The organism is Wolbachia endosymbiont (group A) of Barypeithes pellucidus, assembly GCF_964030885.1.
In the GTDB taxonomy this organism is placed as follows: domain Bacteria; phylum Pseudomonadota; class Alphaproteobacteria; order Rickettsiales; family Anaplasmataceae; genus Wolbachia.
In genome coordinates this window covers 1,177,754-1,194,834 of sequence record NZ_OZ034985.1, presented here as the reverse complement: position 1 = coordinate 1,194,834, position 17,081 = coordinate 1,177,754, and the positions used below count along the sequence as shown (strand labels likewise).

The window sequence follows — 17,081 nt, the reverse complement described above, 5'->3', positions numbered from 1 at the left end:
AAGAAATTTACCAAATAAAAAAAAAGGCAAAAGAAGCCCTAGTCATTGTCTACTTTCAGTATTGGCGTTTTTTAAGTCTTAAACACTGCAATTTAGCTGCTTTTAAATGCAACTCACCTTTGTTTAAATGTTTAAGAAATTTACTAAGCAGAAAAAAAAGGCAAAAGAAACCCCGTGTTAGCTAGTTGTCACTCTCTAATCCTGCAAATTGGCGTACTATACTGTCTTAAACGACTTATAAGCGCGTTTCAGCTTATATAGGTAAAAACCTAGAAATATTGTGAAGACATAAGGTGCACATAGTGCAAAAAATTAAAAATAAGACGCCAACTACGTTGTTTCCTTGCTGTTTAATCTGCACAGATGAAGATAACTGAATACCTTCAGTTTCATGATAAGGGGGCTGGCGGAGGGTGTCAAGCAAGTTTTTGTTTCTATTCTCTTCTATTTGCCATATTTTGAAAAAAACGTTTTATTTTACTCCAAAAACGTCTTAACTTTCTCTCTACTTTTTCTGAATAAGGTCACTATTGGCATGACAAACATTCATCGTAGTCAATATCTGTTTTTTGTTGCAATATTTCACTTTTTTTGAATATGTCATGCGAGACCTTATCGGCTCTCTGCATTGATTGTGATCTGCAGTAATATAAGCTCTTCAATCCTTTTTTCCAAGCAAGCATGTGTATTTTGTGCAAGTAACGTTTATGTACGTTGGCAGGTAAGAACAGATTTACTGATTGAGATTGACAAATATACGAAGTTCTATCACTTGCATGTTCTATAATCCATCTTTGGTCAAGCTCGTACGCTGTTTTAAATGTCAATTTTTCATGCTCACTAAGAAAATCTAAATGCTGAATGGAACCCTCATTTGTTGAAATTGAAGACCATACTTTATCATTGTCTTGATTTTTTTCTGCTAATAGTTTTTGCAAGAATTTATTTCGCACTACAAATGAGCCTGTAAGTGTCTTTTGTATGAATACGTTTGCTGCATATGGTTCTATTCCAGGAGAGGTATTGCCTGCAATAATGGAGATCGAGGCAGTAGGAGCAATAGCGAGCTTGTGTGTAAACCTTTCCATTAGATCAACTTCTTTGGCATCAGGACATGCCCCCTTTTCTTCTGCCAATTTTTTAGAAACTATATCTGCTTGCTCGCGTAAATACTTAAATATTTTTTTATTCCATTGTTGTGCTGTTACTGATTCAAAAGGAACCATTTTGCTTTGTAAAAATGAATGAAAACCCATCACACCAAGACCAATACTGCGTTCTCTGGCTGCAGAATATTTTGCTCGCTGCATTTCATTCGGTGCTTTATTTATAAAATCTTCCAATACATTATCAAGGAAACGCATTATATCTTCTATGAAGAGTTTATTGTCTTTCCATTCTTCGTAGTACTCAAGATTTACGGATGATAGACAACACACAGCAGTGCGTGACTTATTCAGGTGATCATAACCTGTGGTTAAAGTTATTTCACTGCATAGATTTGACATCTTGATGTCTAAGTTGAGCTTTTTGTAAGATTCTGGCTTATTGTTATTTGTTGCATCAAGGAAAATAATGTAAGGTTCTCCAGTTTCAACTCTTGCTGTTAGTATTTTGATCCATATATCCCGCGCTTTTACAGTTGAAATAACCTTATTGTTGTGAGGGCTTATTAAATTCCATTCTTGATCATTCTCAACAGCCTGCATAAATTTATCTGTTACTATTACAGCATGATGTATATTTAACGCTTTGCGATTTGGGTCACCGCCTGTTGGCTTACGTAAATCCAGAAACTCTTCTATCTCCGGATGAGATACAGGAAGATAAACTGCTGAACTTCCTCGCCTTAAGGATCCCTGACTAATTGCAAGCGTTAGAGCATTTTGCACTACAATAAATGGAACAATTCCTGATGTTTTACCACTGCCTTTTACACTCTCACCAATTGAACGTAAATTTCCCCAATAACTACCTATGCCTCCTCCACGTGCAGCAAGCCAAACATTTTCATTCCATAAGTCAACTATTCCCTGCAAGCTGTCTTCGGTTTCATTAAGAAAGCAAGAGATAGGTAACCCTCTCTTAGTGCCACCATTGCTGAGTATTGGTGTTGAAGGCATGAACCACAAGTTGCTCATGTAGTCATAAAGACGCTGCGCATGTTCTTTATTATCAGAGTAGTAATTGGCAATACGTATGAAGAGGTCTTGATAACTTTCATTTTCTATTAAATACCTGTCTGATAGAACTGCTTTTCCAAAATCGGTTAATTTGCTATCCTTTGCGTAATTAATAGTAATGTTATTCATAAAATTCCTTTTATTCTTTTATTATATATAGATACTTAAAAGCCACTTTGAGCGATTTTTAAGTTAGGTTTTTCGGATTTTCTTGTTGATGCTGTAATGCAAACAAGATACCGTCAACCTGACTGCCATATATTTTACAGTAACTCATATAACTTATTTGCATATTTATTTCTTTTGCAACATGTTGAACATAACTTTCTGAGTGACGAAAATAGTCTCCTTTGTTTACAAAGTCAATACCTTCACCTTCCTTTCTTCTTATTAAACATACAATAACTCCTTTTTTGCTCGTAGATCTTTTTGCTAATTCCAACTCTTCTTGAAAATCATGTAGATAATGTAGCACTTCAGCAAAGATAATTACATCATACTGCTGGTTTTTCTCTTGTTTAAGAAACTCTTTCATTTCCATATGTATTAATTCATTGTAAACAGGCTTACCTTTTATAAAGCATCCTCTTACAATATTTAGCATTCTACTTGAAATGTCAATTCCTGTTATGTGGTTTCCAATACTATTTATTTTCAAGAAATGACCACATATTCCAGTTCCACAACCAAGGTCAAGTATATTGAGCTCAGAAGTGGAGTTGTTGAAGATTTTTGTAATTATCATGTGTACAAGTTCATGCCCTTTATACTGTTTAGCAATCAACCAATGCTCAACAAAATATTCACCTGTGTAATCAAAATATTGTCTTATGAGGTTTTTTGGCAATTCTGTAATAGGCGCTGAGTTTGTCATTTTTTTTATATAGTAAGACGCCTCCTCGTGATCACTATCTAATTTTAGTGTCTTTGTTAAATAATTATAAGCTTTGTTAGTATTTCCTACCGCAAAATGACACCTTCCGATATTATACCAGACTATAGGTAGATGGGGGTAAAATATGCTAATTAACCAAAATCGTAACTTTGCATCTGATATGCTGCCTTTATAAAAGTGATATAAACCGATTTCAATATTGGTATTTAACAGGTTTTTAGATTTTTCAAGAAGCACTGTCATTTCTTTATGAAGAGTATTATATTTATTCACAATGAAGTGTTTTACTTTCTTAATATTTAATACGCCAATGAGCTTAGACATACAATTTAAAGCAACGTTTTTTATAAAAGAGAGATTACTTTTCATACATTAGAAATACTCCGAATGTTCATTATCATTTTTAGGCAATTGATTTTAACACATTTTATCTTACAAAATATCTTTTTCATTAATTTTTACTGTATATATAAGTTTACCGCATATTTCTCAGATTATACTGTTTAGGATTGCTAGTATATTGTTGTTGATAATATAAGTAAATGTTTTGTGCAAAAAGGCGTTGACATATTATTTGTTAGGTTATAATATATAAAAGATTAATTTAGTTTTTAGATGTTTGACAAGTTTTATGGTAGAGATTAATTTAATCTCAATTCAATTTTAATAATATTTAACTCTGCATATTCTGCATATAGTCGGATAAATAAATTATTAAGAGCACTTGATGGATGCCTTGGCGTTAAGAGGCGATGAAGGACGTGGCAGGCTGCGATAAGCTGTGGGGAATTGTCAACAAATTTTGATCCGCAGATTTCCGAATGGGGAAACCCAACTAGCTTAGCTAGTTATTACATACTAAGTATGTAAAGCAAACTTGGTGAACTGAAATATCTAAGTAGCCAAAGGAAAAGAAATCAACCGAGATTCTGTTAGTAGTGACGAGCGAAAGCGGAAAAGGCTAGTGATTTAAGGATAAGAATTAGAATACTCTGGAAATAGTAACCATAGAAGGTGATAGTCCTGTATAAGTAGAAAGTTTTTAAATCCTTGAGTAGAGCGGGGCACGTGAAATCCTGTTTGAATATGGGGGGACCATCCTCCAAGCCTAAATACTCCTTAACGACCGATAGTGAACAAGTACCGTGAGGGAAAGGTGAAAAGAACCCCGGGAGGGGAGTGAAATAGAATCTGAAATCAAGTGCTTACAAACAGTTGGAGCTCTATATCAATTTATTGATATTTAGAGTGACAGCGTACCTTTTGCATAATGGGTCAGCGAGTTAATCTATGAAGCAAGCTTAAGCCGTTAGGTGTAGGCATAGCGAAAGCAAGTCTGAATAGGGCGTTTTAGTTTTATGGATTAGACCCGAAACCAAGTGATCTAGTCATGACCAGATTGAAGGTGTGGTAAAACACACTGGAGGATCGAACCAGTTAATGTTGCAACATTATTGGATGAGTTGTGATTAGGGGTGAAAGGCCAATCAAACTTGGAAATAGCTGGTTCTCCGCGAAATCTATTTAGGTAGGGCGTTGTATGTATGTTGTTGGGGGTAGAGCACTGGATAGACTAGGGGGATTCACCGTCTTACCAAATCTAACTAAACTCCGAATACCAACAATTAATTATACAGCAGGCACACTACGGGTGCTAAGTCCGTGGTGGAAAGGGAAACAACCCAGATCACTATCTAAGGTCCCAAAATTACAGCTAAGTGGGGAAGGAAGTAGAAAAACCATTACAGCTAGGAGGTTGGCTTGGAAGCAGCCATCCTTTAAAGAAAGCGTAACAGCTCACTTGTCTAAATAAGTTTTTCTGCGCCGAAAATGTACCGGGGCTAAAGCTGTATACCGAAGATGTGAGTGCTTATTGATTCCGATCAATAGGCGCGGTAGCGGAGCGTTCCGTAAGTCTGTGAAGGTGGTTTGTGAAAACTGCTGGAGATATCGGAAGTGAGAATGCTGACATAAGTAGCGTAAAAGAGTGTGAAAAACACTCTCACCAAAAATCTAAGGGTTCCTACGTTAAGTTAATCTGCGTAGGGTTAGTCGGTTCCTAAGGCGAGTCCGTAAAGGAGTAGTCGATGGCAATTAGGTTAATATTCCTAAACCTCTTAAGTGTGACGGGTTTCGTATTTGTATAGATCTTATTGGATTGATCTATGCTTAAAAGAAGCTCCAGGAAATAGCACTTATATTTATGAGGCCGTACCGCAAACCGACACTGGTGGATGAGTAGAGTATACTAAGGTGTTGAAAGAATGATGTTGAAGGAACTCGGCAAATTATACCTGTAACTTCGGAAGAAGGGTAACCTGCTTTTAGGCAACTATGAGTAGGTGGCACAAAATAGGGAGTAGCGACTGTTTACTAAAAACACAGGACTCTGCAAACACGTAAGTGGAAGTATAGGGTCTGACGCCTGCCCGGTGCTGGAAGGTTAATAGGAAGGGTGCAAGCTCCGAATTGAAGCCCCAGTAAACGGCGGCCGTAACACTGACGGTCCTAAGGTAGCGAAATTCCTTGTCGGGTAAGTTCCGACCCGCACGAATGGCGTAACGATTTCTCCACTGTCTCCAACATCACTTCAGCGAAATTGAATTCCCCGTGCAGATGCGGGGTACCCGCGGTTAGACGAAGAGACCCCGTGCACCTTTACTATAGCTTTACATTGCTATTAAAAGTGTGATGTGCAGGATAGGTGGGAGACTTTGAAGTTATGGCGCTAGCTATAATGGAGTCAACCTTGAGATACCACCCTTTACACTTTTGATATCTAACTATGTTTCATTATCTGGAACTAGGACATTGTATGGTGGGTAGTTTGACTGGGGCGGTCGCCTCCTAAAAAGTAACGGAGGCGTGCGAAGGTAAGCTAGAGCTGGTCGGAAATCAGCTTGATAGTATAATGGCATAAGCTTGCCTGACTGCGAGGCTGACAAGCCAAGCAGAGACGAAAGTCGGTCATAGTGATCCGGTGGTTCTGTATGGAAGGGTCATCGCTCAACGGATAAAAGGTACGCCGGGGATAACAGGCTGATGGTGTTCGAGCGTTCATAGCGACGACACCGTTTGGCACCTCGATGTCGACTCATCACATCCTGGGGCTGAAGAAGGTCCCAAGGGTTCGGCTGTTCGCCGATTAAAGTGATACGTGAGTTGGGTTTAGAACGTCGTGAGACAGTTCGGTTTCTATCTGCCGTGGGTGAAGGAAATTTGAGAAGGTCTGACTCTAGTACGAGAGGACCGAGATGGATATACCTCTGGTGTACCAGCTGTTATGCCAATAGCATCGCTGGGTGGCTATGTATAGATGGGATAATTGCTGAAAGCATATAAGCAAGAAACCCTCTTCAAAAAGATTTCCCAATTAAGGCCGTGGAAGACTACCACGTTGATAGGCTAGGTGTGGAAGCATGGTAACATGTGAAGCTAACTAGTACTAATAGCCTGATTGATTTATTTGCTTTCTATATGTGTGTATGCAGTGTTAAATATTAAGTTAAAATTGTTAAGTTAGAAATTTTTATTGACTTGGTGGCTATAGCAAAAATGAACCACCCGATCTCATCCCGAACTCGGAAGTGAAACTTTTTAGCGCTGATGGTACTTGAAAAGGGAGAGTAGGTCGCCGCCAAGTTTATAAAAATTTCTTTTTATCGCCTTTTAATAATTCTTTTATTACGAGAAGTCGCTTCTATGTTCAAATCTAATAATTGCGGTCTAGGCTTATTCTTATTCTGCTCTAAGTATTGACTTTGCTCAAATGCTGATTCCCATTGTGTACGATAACTAGATTCTTTATATTCATAAAAATCTTCTTTAACATTATTTGTATTTATATTGAGATTTTTATCTTGTTCTTTTCTACTTTCTACCATTAAACACCCACACCCATTAATTTATTTTAAAAATTTTACTTATGTTATCATAAAAAATATAGTTGTAAATACCTTAATTGATTTTTTTTTTATTTTATCTTTTTTAAGCAAATAGTTAGATCTTTTTGTAAGTTTTTATAACTTGCTTGCATAATGTTTCTATGAGTTAGTATTATGTAGTAGTGCCCTATATTGCTTATATTTAAAATGCTAATTTTAGCAAGTATTCGTAGTTGCCTTTTTATTTTATTTCTTTTTGCTGCTTTTCCGGCTTTTTTACTGATAGCCAGACCTACTCTAATAGTATGAATGTACTTTTCAGGTTCTCTTTCTTTTATAGCATACAGTGATATATAAAGCCCACGATAAAAAAGACTGCTGAGTGCTAACTTATTTTTGAAAGCAAAGGAAAAATCTTTTTTTTTATACTTACTATGCGCATAATTTGTTACACCCTAATGAACGGCGCCTATTAAGGATTTTTCTTCCAGCTCTTGTTGCCATACGTGAACGAAATCCATGTCTGCGCTTTCTTATCAAATTTTTTGGTTGAAATGTTCTCTTCATTGTTTTTATATTAATATAATTATTTATTTTAAATTGTTTTACTTTATTGTCAAATGATGGTGAACTTGTATGACATTTTTGTAGAATAAAATTTGATGCATGGGAAAATGAATTCGGTGATAGTCATACCTGTCCTACTAATCCTTTTATTTTGTCTTAGTAGGTTTCAAGAAGTAAATAAGGTTAAATCTTATCTATATCTTAGTTGTGTATGGATGCTAACTTGGTTGTTAGTACTCTATAATAATTGTTTTGTAACTTTTATTTCTATAGCGTTACTTTTTTTCATGCTTGCTTTTATCTTTAAAAATAAAAGAAATAAGATAATAAAACTTTCGTTATTTGTGGCTTTGGCCATATCATTTTTTATCACTTTATTTATAATGCTATCTATTTTTATTCAATCCATTAATTTTTTTAATAAAGTAGCTATTTCAGAATTCTTGTTTTGCTTGAAATGGGGCCACAATGTAGTCACTATCAATGAAGAGAAGGTAGGATGTTTTGGTATAGCGCCGCTTTTAGTGGGTACATTACTTATAACTATTATAGCAATGTTAGTTGTCGTTCCGCTTGGTTTATTTTCTGCAATATATATTAGTGAATATGCGAGTGAGAAAGTGCGTTATATTGTTAATACAACTTTGCAAGTTTTGTCTGCTATTCCTACGGTTGTATATGGATATTTCGCGGTTGTGTTTTTGTCTTTCTTTATAAAGCAGGTAGCAAATTTTTTTGGTTTAAGTATACACTCAGAAAGTGCATTAGTTGCCGGTTTATCGATTGGGATAATGATTCTTCCTTTTATTATTTCTTTACTCGAAGATGCCATAAGATCTGTTCCCAAAAGCTTGCGTTATGGCTTCACGGCACTTGGTGCAACTCCAGCGGAAACTATATGGCATATAACAATACCTTATGCAATGCCTACAATTTTAAGTGCAATTTTATTGTCAATTTCAAGAGTGATAGGTGAAACAATGATTGTGCTAATGGCTGTGGGAATCAACGCAAATTTGACTTTTAACCCTCTTAATTCAGTTACTACCATTACCGTGCAGATCGCTACATTACTTACCGGAGATCAGGATTTCAATAGTGTACAAACTCTTGCTGCTTATGCGCTTAGCTTAGTATTGTTTATTATTACTTGGCTATTAAATGCATTTGCATTGTTTGTAATGAAGCGTAACTAGTAAGCGTTTTAATGTTGCAAAATTTCTATTAATAATATAAGATTTATTTTCTTTAGAAGTTCTTTTATGGAATTATAGTGTTAGGTGATAAAAGTAAAGAGATGAATATAGGTAGAGCGATTAAGGTAACTCAAGCAGTTGTTGATATAAAATTTGAAGGTGAATTGCCTAAAATATTTAATGCTTTAAAAAGCAAACTAAAATATAAGGATAAGGAGCTGGTTTTAGAAGTTTCGCAGCATATAGGTGACAATATAGTTCGTTGTATTGCTATGGATAGCACAGATGGTATGTCAAGGGGGGATGAATTTTTTGATACAGGTGCACCAATATCTGTGCCAATTGGGCGTTCAACTTTAGGAAGGATTTTTAATGTTGTTGGAGAGCTTATAGATGAGTGTGGTCCACTGAAGGGAAAATATAACTTAGAGCCTATACACAGAGCACCTCCAAGTTTTACTGAACAGAGAATACAGGAAGAAGTTTTAGTTACGGGAATAAAAGTTATAGATCTTCTTGCACCTTATCTTAAAGGAGGAAAAATTGGCTTATTTGGTGGAGCCGGTGTTGGTAAAACAGTCCTGATAATGGAATTAATTAATAATATAGCAAAAGCTCATAAAGGATTTTCTGTGTTTGCCGGGGTAGGGGAGAGAACACGTGAAGGTAACGATCTTTATCACGAGATGATCACTTCAAATGTAATAAATATAAATGAGCATGAAAAATCTCAAGCTGTTTTGGTTTATGGTCAGATGAATGAGCCTCCTGGAGCAAGGGCTAGAGTTGCTTTAACAGCACTTACTATGGCAGAGTATTTTCGTGACCGTGAAAACCAAGATGTTCTGTTTTTTGTGGATAATATCTTCCGTTTTACACAAGCTGGTTCTGAAATTTCTGCTTTACTTGGAAGAATACCGTCAGCTGTTGGTTATCAGCCAACCCTTGCAACTGATATGGGTGCAATGCAAGAAAGAATAGCTTCAACAACTTCTGGCTCTATTACTTCTGTGCAAGCTATATATGTTCCTGCGGACGATTTAACTGATCCAGCCCCAGCAACTACATTCTCTCATCTTGATGCCACCACAGTGTTGTCAAGGCAAATAGCTGAAATGGGAATATACCCTGCTGTTGATCCACTTGATTCAACTTCTCAGTCTTTATCTGCTGAAATCATTGGTGAAGAACATTATAAGGTAGCTTCTGAGGTGAAACGTATATTGCAAACTTATAAATCACTGCAAGATATTATCGCAATACTTGGTATGGATGAGCTATCTGATGAAGATAAAATTATTGTTGATAGGGCTCGTAAGATTCAAAAATTTCTTTCTCAACCTTTTCACGTTGCAGAAATATTTACTGGTATGCCTGGTAAATTTGTTTCACTTTCTGATACTGTTTCCAGTTTTAAAGAGATTGTTGAAGGTAAATATGATCACTTACCAGAGGCTGCTTTTTATATGGTGGGGAATATAGATGAAGCAATAAAAAAGGCTGAATTAATACAAGCTGAAGCTAAATAAAAGTTAAAGATTATGAATACTTTTAAAGTGCAATTTTTCTCTCCTGATGATCAAATTTCATTCAGTGGAGTGGTTTCTCTTTCAGTAACTGGGCTCGAAGGGGAGCTTATGATTTTAGCTCACCATGCTCCTTACTTAATTTATTTATTGCCTGGTATGATTACTGTTAAAATGAGTAACCAAACAGAAAAGAAGGTTGTAATTGATAGTGGCGTATTAGAAGTTGCAAATAATAATTGTAGCATTATAACAAGTCAAATTCAGGTTTTTGATCGTGCAATTCATGATGAGAAATCGTTTAAAAATAAGAGAATTAGTATATATCTAAGTTATCTTGATGAGAAATTTCTTTCTTAGTTATTTTAGGCAAAAAGTCGGTTATCACTTTCTTGTCATCCAAGTGCTTTTTTTTCTTTTATCCAGTATTCTCTTCCCTGTCATCCTAGTGCGTGACACTGGGATCTAGGTGTAAAAATATTTGTAAATTATGCAATGGGTAATAGATTCTAGGAGCATATAATGTTCATAATAAAAAAAAGATGGATCCCAGTGTCAGCTACTTGGATGACAAAGGAGGGCGTTTGGATGACAAGATTTTGCAAGGGTATTTTTTTTATGGGAGATTAATATGGAAATTTTTCTTGATAGCGTTGATTTAAATGAAATTAAAGAACTAAAGGAGTTCATTGACGGCATAACAACTAATCCTTCTTTAATAGCAAAGTCCGGGCGTAAAGATAAATACGAGGATTTAGTGCGTGAAATATGCTCTATTATCAAGGGGCCTGTTAGTGTTGAAGTTGTTGCAAATAACCATGCAGATATGGTTAAAGAAGGCCTTAAGTTAGCGAAAATCGCTGATAATATTGTGGTAAAATTGCCCCTTACATATGAAGGATTAATTTCTTGTAAAAAGTTGTGGACAGAGCATAAAATACCTGTTAACATCACATTATGTTTTTCTCCTGGACAAGCACTGCTTGCCGCTAAGGCCGGTGCTTGTTTTGTTTCTCCCTTTGTTGGTCGCCTTGATGATATAAGCTATGATGGCTTATCGCTAATAGAAGATATATGTACTATATATTCTAATTACGGTTTTGATACTAAAGTTCTTGTTGCATCAGTGAGAAGCCCAGCACATGTAATAGAAGCTGCAAGGCTTGGTGCTGATTCAATTACTGTGCCAGCAAAAGTACTTAGACAATTAATTAATCACCCACTTACTGACCAAGGGCTAGCAATATTTGAAAAAGACTGGGGTGCAAAATAATAGTATCCGTTCAGCAGAGTGGTTTAAGAAACGGTAGATAGGAGATTGTGGAAAGGCCCTTTGTTTCCATGTTAAGTATAACGAAATTATCCGTTCAAGTTCCCCGCTTCGATTGGGTAAAATATGAATTTTTGCGATAAATGACATAATGCCGAATTTGCCGTTCAGCGTGGTTATTTGTCAGTGGAATGTTTTCTGGGTCATCTAAAAATTTCCACATCATTCTTTCAGATTTTATAATATTTTTCGCAACTCGAGAGGCTCCAATTGTTTCAGGTAAGTGGCTTCAAGTAATACCGTGTACGTTTTCGCAATTTTCTGGCACGTCTGGCAAATCTAAAAACATCTATCTCATTTTTTAGTAAAGCTTTTTTTAGTGCAAACAACTCAGCAGCAACATCTCTCAAATAACAGCCGAGAATTTTGACCTCAATATTCCAACTATGTTTCAAAATCCCTTGATAAGTGTGCCCAACAAATTTGCCTTTTTTCATCAGCAAAGTAGTTGTATGCCGCATACCTGTCAGTTACTACCAAACTATTGCGATTGCAGCATACACTATTTTTTAAAACTTTCATTCCCCTTGAACTTTACAAAACTTGCCGTATTGCTTGCAAACATCCAGCACCAACCAAGCTTACCCTTATTGTAATGGCTGGTTTCGTCGATATGAAGAACTTTGCTTGTACTTACTTCTTGTTCGATCTGCTCATACATTTTTTTGCATTTTGAAGCAACTCTATGTTCACTATTTGATATGCTACCGACGCTTATGTTCAAATTGAAGATATCATTTACGACACTCGCTATTTCGCGTTTTGAATTTTTGTAAAACCCGCTGAACGCTGCAATTATTGACTTAACTCTTGGTCCAAATGTATCTGACGTAACACCTTCTGGTAACTTACTGCTTCTTCTTTTCCCGCATCTCCGGCAACGGCCATTGATATTCTACTACATAAGGCTTGATTTCCGGAAGATCAACTTTTTGATGAATGTACGGTTCCTTGCATATTGCAATCTCTCCTCCGCATTCACAAGTAGATGATAACTCTACTTTTATCACCTCATCTGCATCCATTTTGGCGCGAAAACTTCCTTTATGACCAACCTGACCGCCAATATTCCTTTCGCTTTTCGGCTTATTCTTTTTTATTTTATACAACTCTTTGGAACTTGGTATTGATGAATTTTTTGAGCTTAAACCGAGTCTTTCTCTTAACTCAGCGTTTTCTATCTTCAATGCCTTACTTTCTGCTTTTAAACTTTCATTCTCTTTTTCCAATCTTTCTATTTTTGCTTCTAACCTTTCTATTTTTTGCTGTAAATTTTTGCAAAGTTCTAAAACATGTTACCTCACTTTCGCTCTATGATTGTCTTTTTAGACTACCTTGTCTACCTTATTTTGCCACTCCGCTGAACGGATACAAATAATAAACGGTCACTACTCTGAATCGGTTGACAAATTGGACGTTTGATAAGCGTAATTTGGAGCTTCTTGTGTAATGACTACATCATGAGCATGACTCTCTCTTAATCCTGATGCAGTAATAGTAACAAATTTACAGTTTTTCTTCATTTCTTCTATATTCCTGTTACCGGTATATCCCATTGCAGCTTGCAATCCGCCAATCAACTGATGGATTACTCCTGAAGCCGGACCTTTGAATGGAACTCTTCCTTCCACTCCTTGTGGAACTAATTTGAGTTTTGAATCTTTATCTTGAAAATAACGGCTAGCTGAACCTCGTTTCATTGCACTAATAGATCCCATTCCTCGATAGCCTTTATATGCTCTGCCCTTATACATGATAATCTCACCTGGGCTTTCGTCAGTGCCAGCAAAAATCGAACCAATCATCACAGAGTCAGCACCAACTGCAATAGCTTTTGCAACATCTCCTGAGTATTTTACCCCACCATCAGCAATTAGTCTGACGTTTCTTGCTCTACACGCCTCTGCAACATTCTTGATTGCAGAGAATTGTGGCACACCAACACCTGTAACTATTCTGGTTGTACAGATTGATCCTGGTCCTATTCCAACCTTCACTGCATCAACACCCGCATCAATCAACACTTCAGCAGCCTCCTTTGTTGCAATGTTTCCGCCAATTAATTGCGTATTAGGATACATCTTTTTTATTTCCCTAATGGTATTGATAACGTTTTCGGAATGACCGTGAGCAGTATCCACAACAACTACATCAACTTCTTCTCCGATCAAAGCTTCACATCTTTCTATACCATCTTTTTTACCAGTGCCAATTGCAGCGGCAACTCTGAGCCGCCTTTTACTGTCTTTACATGAATTTGGGTATCTATTGTATTTTTCAATGTCTTTAACCGTAATTAAACCTATACAACAAGAATTTTCATCTACAACCAAAAGCTTTTCTATTCTATTTTCATGCAACAATTTCATTGCTGAGGCACTATTCACTCCCTGCTCCCGCACTGTCACTAACTTATCTTTTGTCATCACTTCGGAAACTTTTACATTCATGTTCTGGTCTTCAATAAACCTCACATCTCGGTTAGTTAAAATTCCAACTAACTTGCGTTGATCGACTACAGGAATGCCAGAATAATTGTGCTCTCTCATTAATGAAATTGCTTCCGCAACTGTTTTATCCGGTGAAATCGTAATTGGGTTATACACGATCCAACTTTCATATTTTTTCACCTTTCTCACTTCTAAAACTTGTTCATCTATTGATAAATTCTTATGTATGCAACCTATCCCTCCATGTTGGGCAATAGCTATTGCAAAGCCCGATTCAGTAACAGTATCCATTGCAGAGGATATGAGAGGGATATTTAGTTCTATACTATTTGTTAAATAAGTTTTTGTATCTGCATCGTAAGGTAATATATCAGAATAGGCTGGCAAAAGAAGTATATCGTCAAACGAATAACAAGCTTCCATTTTTTTCATAGGCTTTATTTAAAGCTTATACGCCAATTAATTAAATTGCAATAGGGCTTTTGCAAAATTAGCTACAGCTTTAGATTAGTAATTGTAGGTGATACCTTAAGTTGTCATTCCAGCGTATGACGCTGGAATCCAGGTTTTATAAACTGGATCCTATGGTCAAGCCCACAACTGTACGAATATTGTCTAGCAGGAGGGTGTCATCCCAGTGCTTGACACTGGGATGGCTTTGTTGCATCGCTACTTATGAAAGGCTAACTATAGTTAGGATTATAAGCAACCTATTGAAAATCTTGTTTTTTTGCAATCAATCTGATCAAATTTAAGAATAGTAATTTATTATTTATATTAATAAATTTAATTCTATTGAAAATAGCTAAAGCATTGAAATTCTTGAATTTTAGCCGGATTAGTGAGTGGTAGTGAAATTTCTTTTACTCAAATTTAGGTATTCACTGACCGTTCTTGTTATAAATACCAGAATAATAAGCTACTGATATTCTCCATCTTTTTTATCTTTAATCCATCATAGCTAGCGATGCAACAAAGCCCACTGGGATCCAGTTGAGCTATTTCAACAAAAATACTGCATTTTGAGATGAACGTTTATTCTCACCAGACTTATTTACAAGCATAACAATTAAAGTCTGGATTCCAGTGTCAAGCACTGGAATGACACCGTCATAAAGGAACCAGTGTCAGCTACTTTCATGACACCATTCTTTTTTCTGGATCCAAGTATAGTCTGGGCACTGGGATGACAGGAGAAAGAGGCTACTGGAATGACAGGAAAAGGGGCTACTTGGATGACAGCAGATCACCTCTTCACAAAAATTTTATCAGTAATACGCATATCAATAATACTCCAATTGCTGAAAGTAAAATCAGTTGTATTTTGCAAGTGGTTTAAATAGTCCCATGCACTATAAGGGTTATCTTCAGGCAGTTTCACTGTGGAATCGTTATCAAGTATGATATTCCATCTTCTATTCCCTATATAAGCAAAAGAAGAAATGTGGTCACTTAATTGAGTTTTACTCTCTAACACATCTTTAACAAATTCTAGGTTTGATAACGAGTTTTGTCCTGTAATTACAACAAGATCATCTACTGGATAGTCATCTACGATCACTTTGCCTTCGAAATCAATTACCGAGGTTTTGTTATTATCTTTCCAGAGAGCAAACGGTTTATGCTCATCTATATTAATATGTAGGGTATTGGGCAAAATTCTGTGAACTCTTACGTATTTTATCCATCTGCTTACGGATTGTATGTTACCGGCAAGTTTTGAAAGTGATATATACAGGATAGGTTGCGTTCTATCTGTCAAACTTAGAATATCCTTTTTGTTTGTAAATTTATTGCCGCTCACGACTACTTCGTTGATTGAAAATCCACTACTGAGTAATAAACTGGATAGGCAGTCATTATACCAAGTAAAGTAGTAATTAAATCGATTTATTATTTTATCAAGTGAGCTGTAGAGTATTAGCGTAAGAAAAAGTACTGTGATAATAACCAAGGCACACTTACGCAAAAAACTCCTTTGGCTTCTAGTAATACTGCTCAACATGACTTAAATCCCTAATATTTTTGTGCTGCAAACTATCTTCAATAATAATTTTAACTAATTCATTAAAATTGATTCCTTTTGCCAATTTTGCAATTTCTGGCACTAACGATAACTCAGTAAAGCCAGGATGTGTATTAATCTCAAGCATTTTTAAAGTGTTATTTTTGGGATTATAACGGAAATCTGAGCGGGAAATAGTTTTGCATCCTAAAAATTGATGAATTTTCAGTGCGTGTTCCAAGGTCATTTTATATATATTGTCAGGAATTTCAGCAGGAAATATATGTTCTGCAAATCCATCTGTATACTTTGCTTCATAATCATAGAATTTATTTTTTGGTCGTATTTCCATAGTGCCAATTGCTTCATCTAGCAATACAGCAGTATGTAACTCTATGCCCGGTATGTATTCTTCTACGATCATCAAATCTCTTGTCATCCAAGTAGCTCCTTCCTTGTTATCCAAGTAGCTAGACACTGGTCCTTTTCCCTGGTCACGCGCTGGAAGCATGTTTTTTAGTTTCTCATGCGAGAAAATTATGTGCACTCCGATGCTAGAACCTTCGTTAATTGGTTTTAAGACGTACGGATAATCGATTTTAATATTATTTTTTAGTAGATCTTCTTGGCTAATTACATAACCTTTTGGAGTGTCGGTACTAAGGGATCGAAATATATGCTTTGACATCACTTTATTCATAGCAACAGCAGAAGCCATAACTCCTGAGTGTGTATATTTTATACCTAAAATCTCCAGTAAACCTTGAATGCAGCCATCTTCACCATAAGGTCCATGCAGAGCGATAAAAGCAAGGCCCGGATTAATTTTTTTAAGCTTTTCAGTAATGTTGCTGTCAACATCTATTTCTATTGCATTATATGAAAGGCTATCAAGCGCCTTCTTTACTGCTTTTCCGCTCATAAGCGACACTTCTCTCTCACAAGAAAATCCACCACTTAAAATTGCTATACTTGGAACCATGGGCACTCTTAGAAGAACCTTATTAATTATAACTACATATATGAACCTTGTAAACAGAAGGGA

Annotated in this window: 11 protein-coding genes, 2 rRNA genes and 2 pseudogenes; 6 read left to right on the top strand and 9 right to left on the bottom strand. The window is 36.1% G+C overall.

Annotated elements, in window-relative coordinates:
* Positions 1–527 precede the first annotated feature (527 nt).
* Both ACQH1X_RS06140 and ACQH1X_RS06135 read right to left on the bottom strand, forming a co-directional pair.
* Positions 528–2,312: a ribonucleoside-diphosphate reductase subunit alpha gene (locus tag ACQH1X_RS06140; RefSeq protein ID WP_425386014.1), complete on the bottom strand. Its 1,785-nt coding sequence runs from the start codon at positions 2,310–2,312 to the stop codon at positions 528–530.
* Positions 2,313–2,370: 58 nt separating this feature from the next.
* Complete coding sequence (locus ACQH1X_RS06135; RefSeq protein WP_425386013.1) at positions 2,371–3,447, bottom strand: methyltransferase domain-containing protein; 1,077 nt, start codon at positions 3,445–3,447, stop codon at positions 2,371–2,373.
* 335 nt (positions 3,448–3,782) lie between these two features.
* On the opposite strand from ACQH1X_RS06135, the gene ACQH1X_RS06130 reads away from it, so the two are divergent.
* Both ACQH1X_RS06130 and rrf read left to right on the top strand, forming a co-directional pair.
* Positions 3,783–6,548: ribosomal RNA gene (locus ACQH1X_RS06130) — 23S ribosomal RNA — on the top strand.
* Between the two features lie 66 nt (positions 6,549–6,614).
* A 5S ribosomal RNA gene (gene rrf, locus ACQH1X_RS06125) occupies positions 6,615–6,721 on the top strand.
* Between the two features lie 16 nt (positions 6,722–6,737).
* Here rrf and ACQH1X_RS06120 read toward each other — a convergent pair.
* The 3 genes and pseudogenes from ACQH1X_RS06120 to rpmH all read right to left on the bottom strand — a co-directional run bounded on the left by ACQH1X_RS06120 (position 6,738) and on the right by rpmH (position 7,529).
* The gene (locus ACQH1X_RS06120) at positions 6,738–6,962 is read right to left on the bottom strand and encodes a hypothetical protein (RefSeq protein ID WP_425386012.1); all 225 of its coding nucleotides are present in this window, start codon (positions 6,960–6,962) and stop codon (positions 6,738–6,740) included.
* 89 nt (positions 6,963–7,051) lie between these two features.
* Positions 7,052–7,327: pseudogene (gene rnpA / locus ACQH1X_RS06115) on the bottom strand (ribonuclease P protein component); the annotation flags it as partial.
* 67 nt (positions 7,328–7,394) lie between these two features.
* Positions 7,395–7,529, bottom strand: a complete 135-nt coding sequence (rpmH, locus tag ACQH1X_RS06110; RefSeq protein WP_006279898.1) for a 50S ribosomal protein L34 — start codon at positions 7,527–7,529, stop codon at positions 7,395–7,397.
* 107 nt (positions 7,530–7,636) lie between these two features.
* Between rpmH and pstC the strand changes: the two genes are divergently transcribed.
* From pstC to fsa, 4 genes are all read left to right on the top strand, one after another.
* Positions 7,637–8,725, top strand: coding sequence for a phosphate ABC transporter permease subunit PstC (gene pstC / locus ACQH1X_RS06105; protein WP_425386683.1), 1,089 nt, complete (start codon positions 7,637–7,639; stop codon positions 8,723–8,725).
* Between the two features lie 101 nt (positions 8,726–8,826).
* Positions 8,827–10,254, top strand: a complete 1,428-nt coding sequence (gene atpD, locus ACQH1X_RS06100; RefSeq protein WP_425386682.1) for a F0F1 ATP synthase subunit beta — start codon at positions 8,827–8,829, stop codon at positions 10,252–10,254.
* A gap of 12 nt (positions 10,255–10,266) precedes the next feature.
* On the top strand, positions 10,267–10,611 hold the full coding sequence (locus tag ACQH1X_RS06095; RefSeq protein WP_006279902.1) for a F0F1 ATP synthase subunit epsilon: 345 nt from the start codon (positions 10,267–10,269) through the stop codon (positions 10,609–10,611).
* A 271-nt stretch (positions 10,612–10,882) separates the two neighbouring features.
* Positions 10,883–11,524 carry a fructose-6-phosphate aldolase gene (gene fsa, locus ACQH1X_RS06090; RefSeq protein ID WP_425386011.1) on the top strand — a complete coding sequence of 214 codons (642 nt, stop codon included), beginning with the start codon at positions 10,883–10,885 and terminating at the stop codon, positions 11,522–11,524.
* Positions 11,525–11,547: 23 nt separating this feature from the next.
* Here fsa and tnpC read toward each other — a convergent pair.
* The 4 genes and pseudogenes from tnpC to ACQH1X_RS06070 all read right to left on the bottom strand — a co-directional run bounded on the left by tnpC (position 11,548) and on the right by ACQH1X_RS06070 (position 17,024).
* Positions 11,548–12,840: pseudogene (tnpC, locus tag ACQH1X_RS06085) on the bottom strand (IS66 family transposase).
* Positions 12,841–12,969: 129 nt separating this feature from the next.
* Positions 12,970–14,463, bottom strand: a complete 1,494-nt coding sequence (gene guaB / locus ACQH1X_RS06080; RefSeq protein WP_425386010.1) for an IMP dehydrogenase — start codon at positions 14,461–14,463, stop codon at positions 12,970–12,972.
* Between the two features lie 814 nt (positions 14,464–15,277).
* A complete protein-coding gene (locus tag ACQH1X_RS06075; RefSeq protein ID WP_425386009.1) occupies positions 15,278–16,036 on the bottom strand; it encodes a cell division protein FtsQ/DivIB in 759 nt (252 codons plus the stop codon).
* Positions 16,017–17,024: a D-alanine--D-alanine ligase gene (locus ACQH1X_RS06070; protein WP_425386008.1), complete on the bottom strand. Its 1,008-nt coding sequence runs from the start codon at positions 17,022–17,024 to the stop codon at positions 16,017–16,019. The genes ACQH1X_RS06075 and ACQH1X_RS06070 overlap by 20 nt, the downstream gene beginning before the upstream one ends.
* Between the last annotated feature and the right edge of the window lie 57 nt (positions 17,025–17,081).

Bases quoted from the DNA above. Each gene is read 5' to 3' on its own strand.
- ACQH1X_RS06140 (WP_425386014.1), bottom strand. From the start codon at position 2,312: ATGAATAACATTACTATTAATTACGCAAAGGATAGCAAATTAACCGAT.
- atpD (WP_425386682.1), top strand. From the start codon at position 8,827: ATGAATATAGGTAGAGCGATTAAGGTAACTCAAGCAGTTGTTGATATA.
- ACQH1X_RS06135 (WP_425386013.1), bottom strand. From the start codon at position 3,447: ATGAAAAGTAATCTCTCTTTTATAAAAAACGTTGCTTTAAATTGTATG.
- guaB (WP_425386010.1), bottom strand. From the start codon at position 14,463: ATGAAAAAAATGGAAGCTTGTTATTCGTTTGACGATATACTTCTTTTG.
- fsa (WP_425386011.1), top strand. From the start codon at position 10,883: ATGGAAATTTTTCTTGATAGCGTTGATTTAAATGAAATTAAAGAACTA.
- ACQH1X_RS06095 (WP_006279902.1), top strand. From the start codon at position 10,267: ATGAATACTTTTAAAGTGCAATTTTTCTCTCCTGATGATCAAATTTCA.
- rpmH (WP_006279898.1), bottom strand. From the start codon at position 7,529: ATGAAGAGAACATTTCAACCAAAAAATTTGATAAGAAAGCGCAGACAT.
- ACQH1X_RS06120 (WP_425386012.1), bottom strand. From the start codon at position 6,962: ATGGTAGAAAGTAGAAAAGAACAAGATAAAAATCTCAATATAAATACA.
- ACQH1X_RS06075 (WP_425386009.1), bottom strand. From the start codon at position 16,036: ATGTTGAGCAGTATTACTAGAAGCCAAAGGAGTTTTTTGCGTAAGTGT.
- pstC (WP_425386683.1), top strand. From the start codon at position 7,637: ATGAATTCGGTGATAGTCATACCTGTCCTACTAATCCTTTTATTTTGT.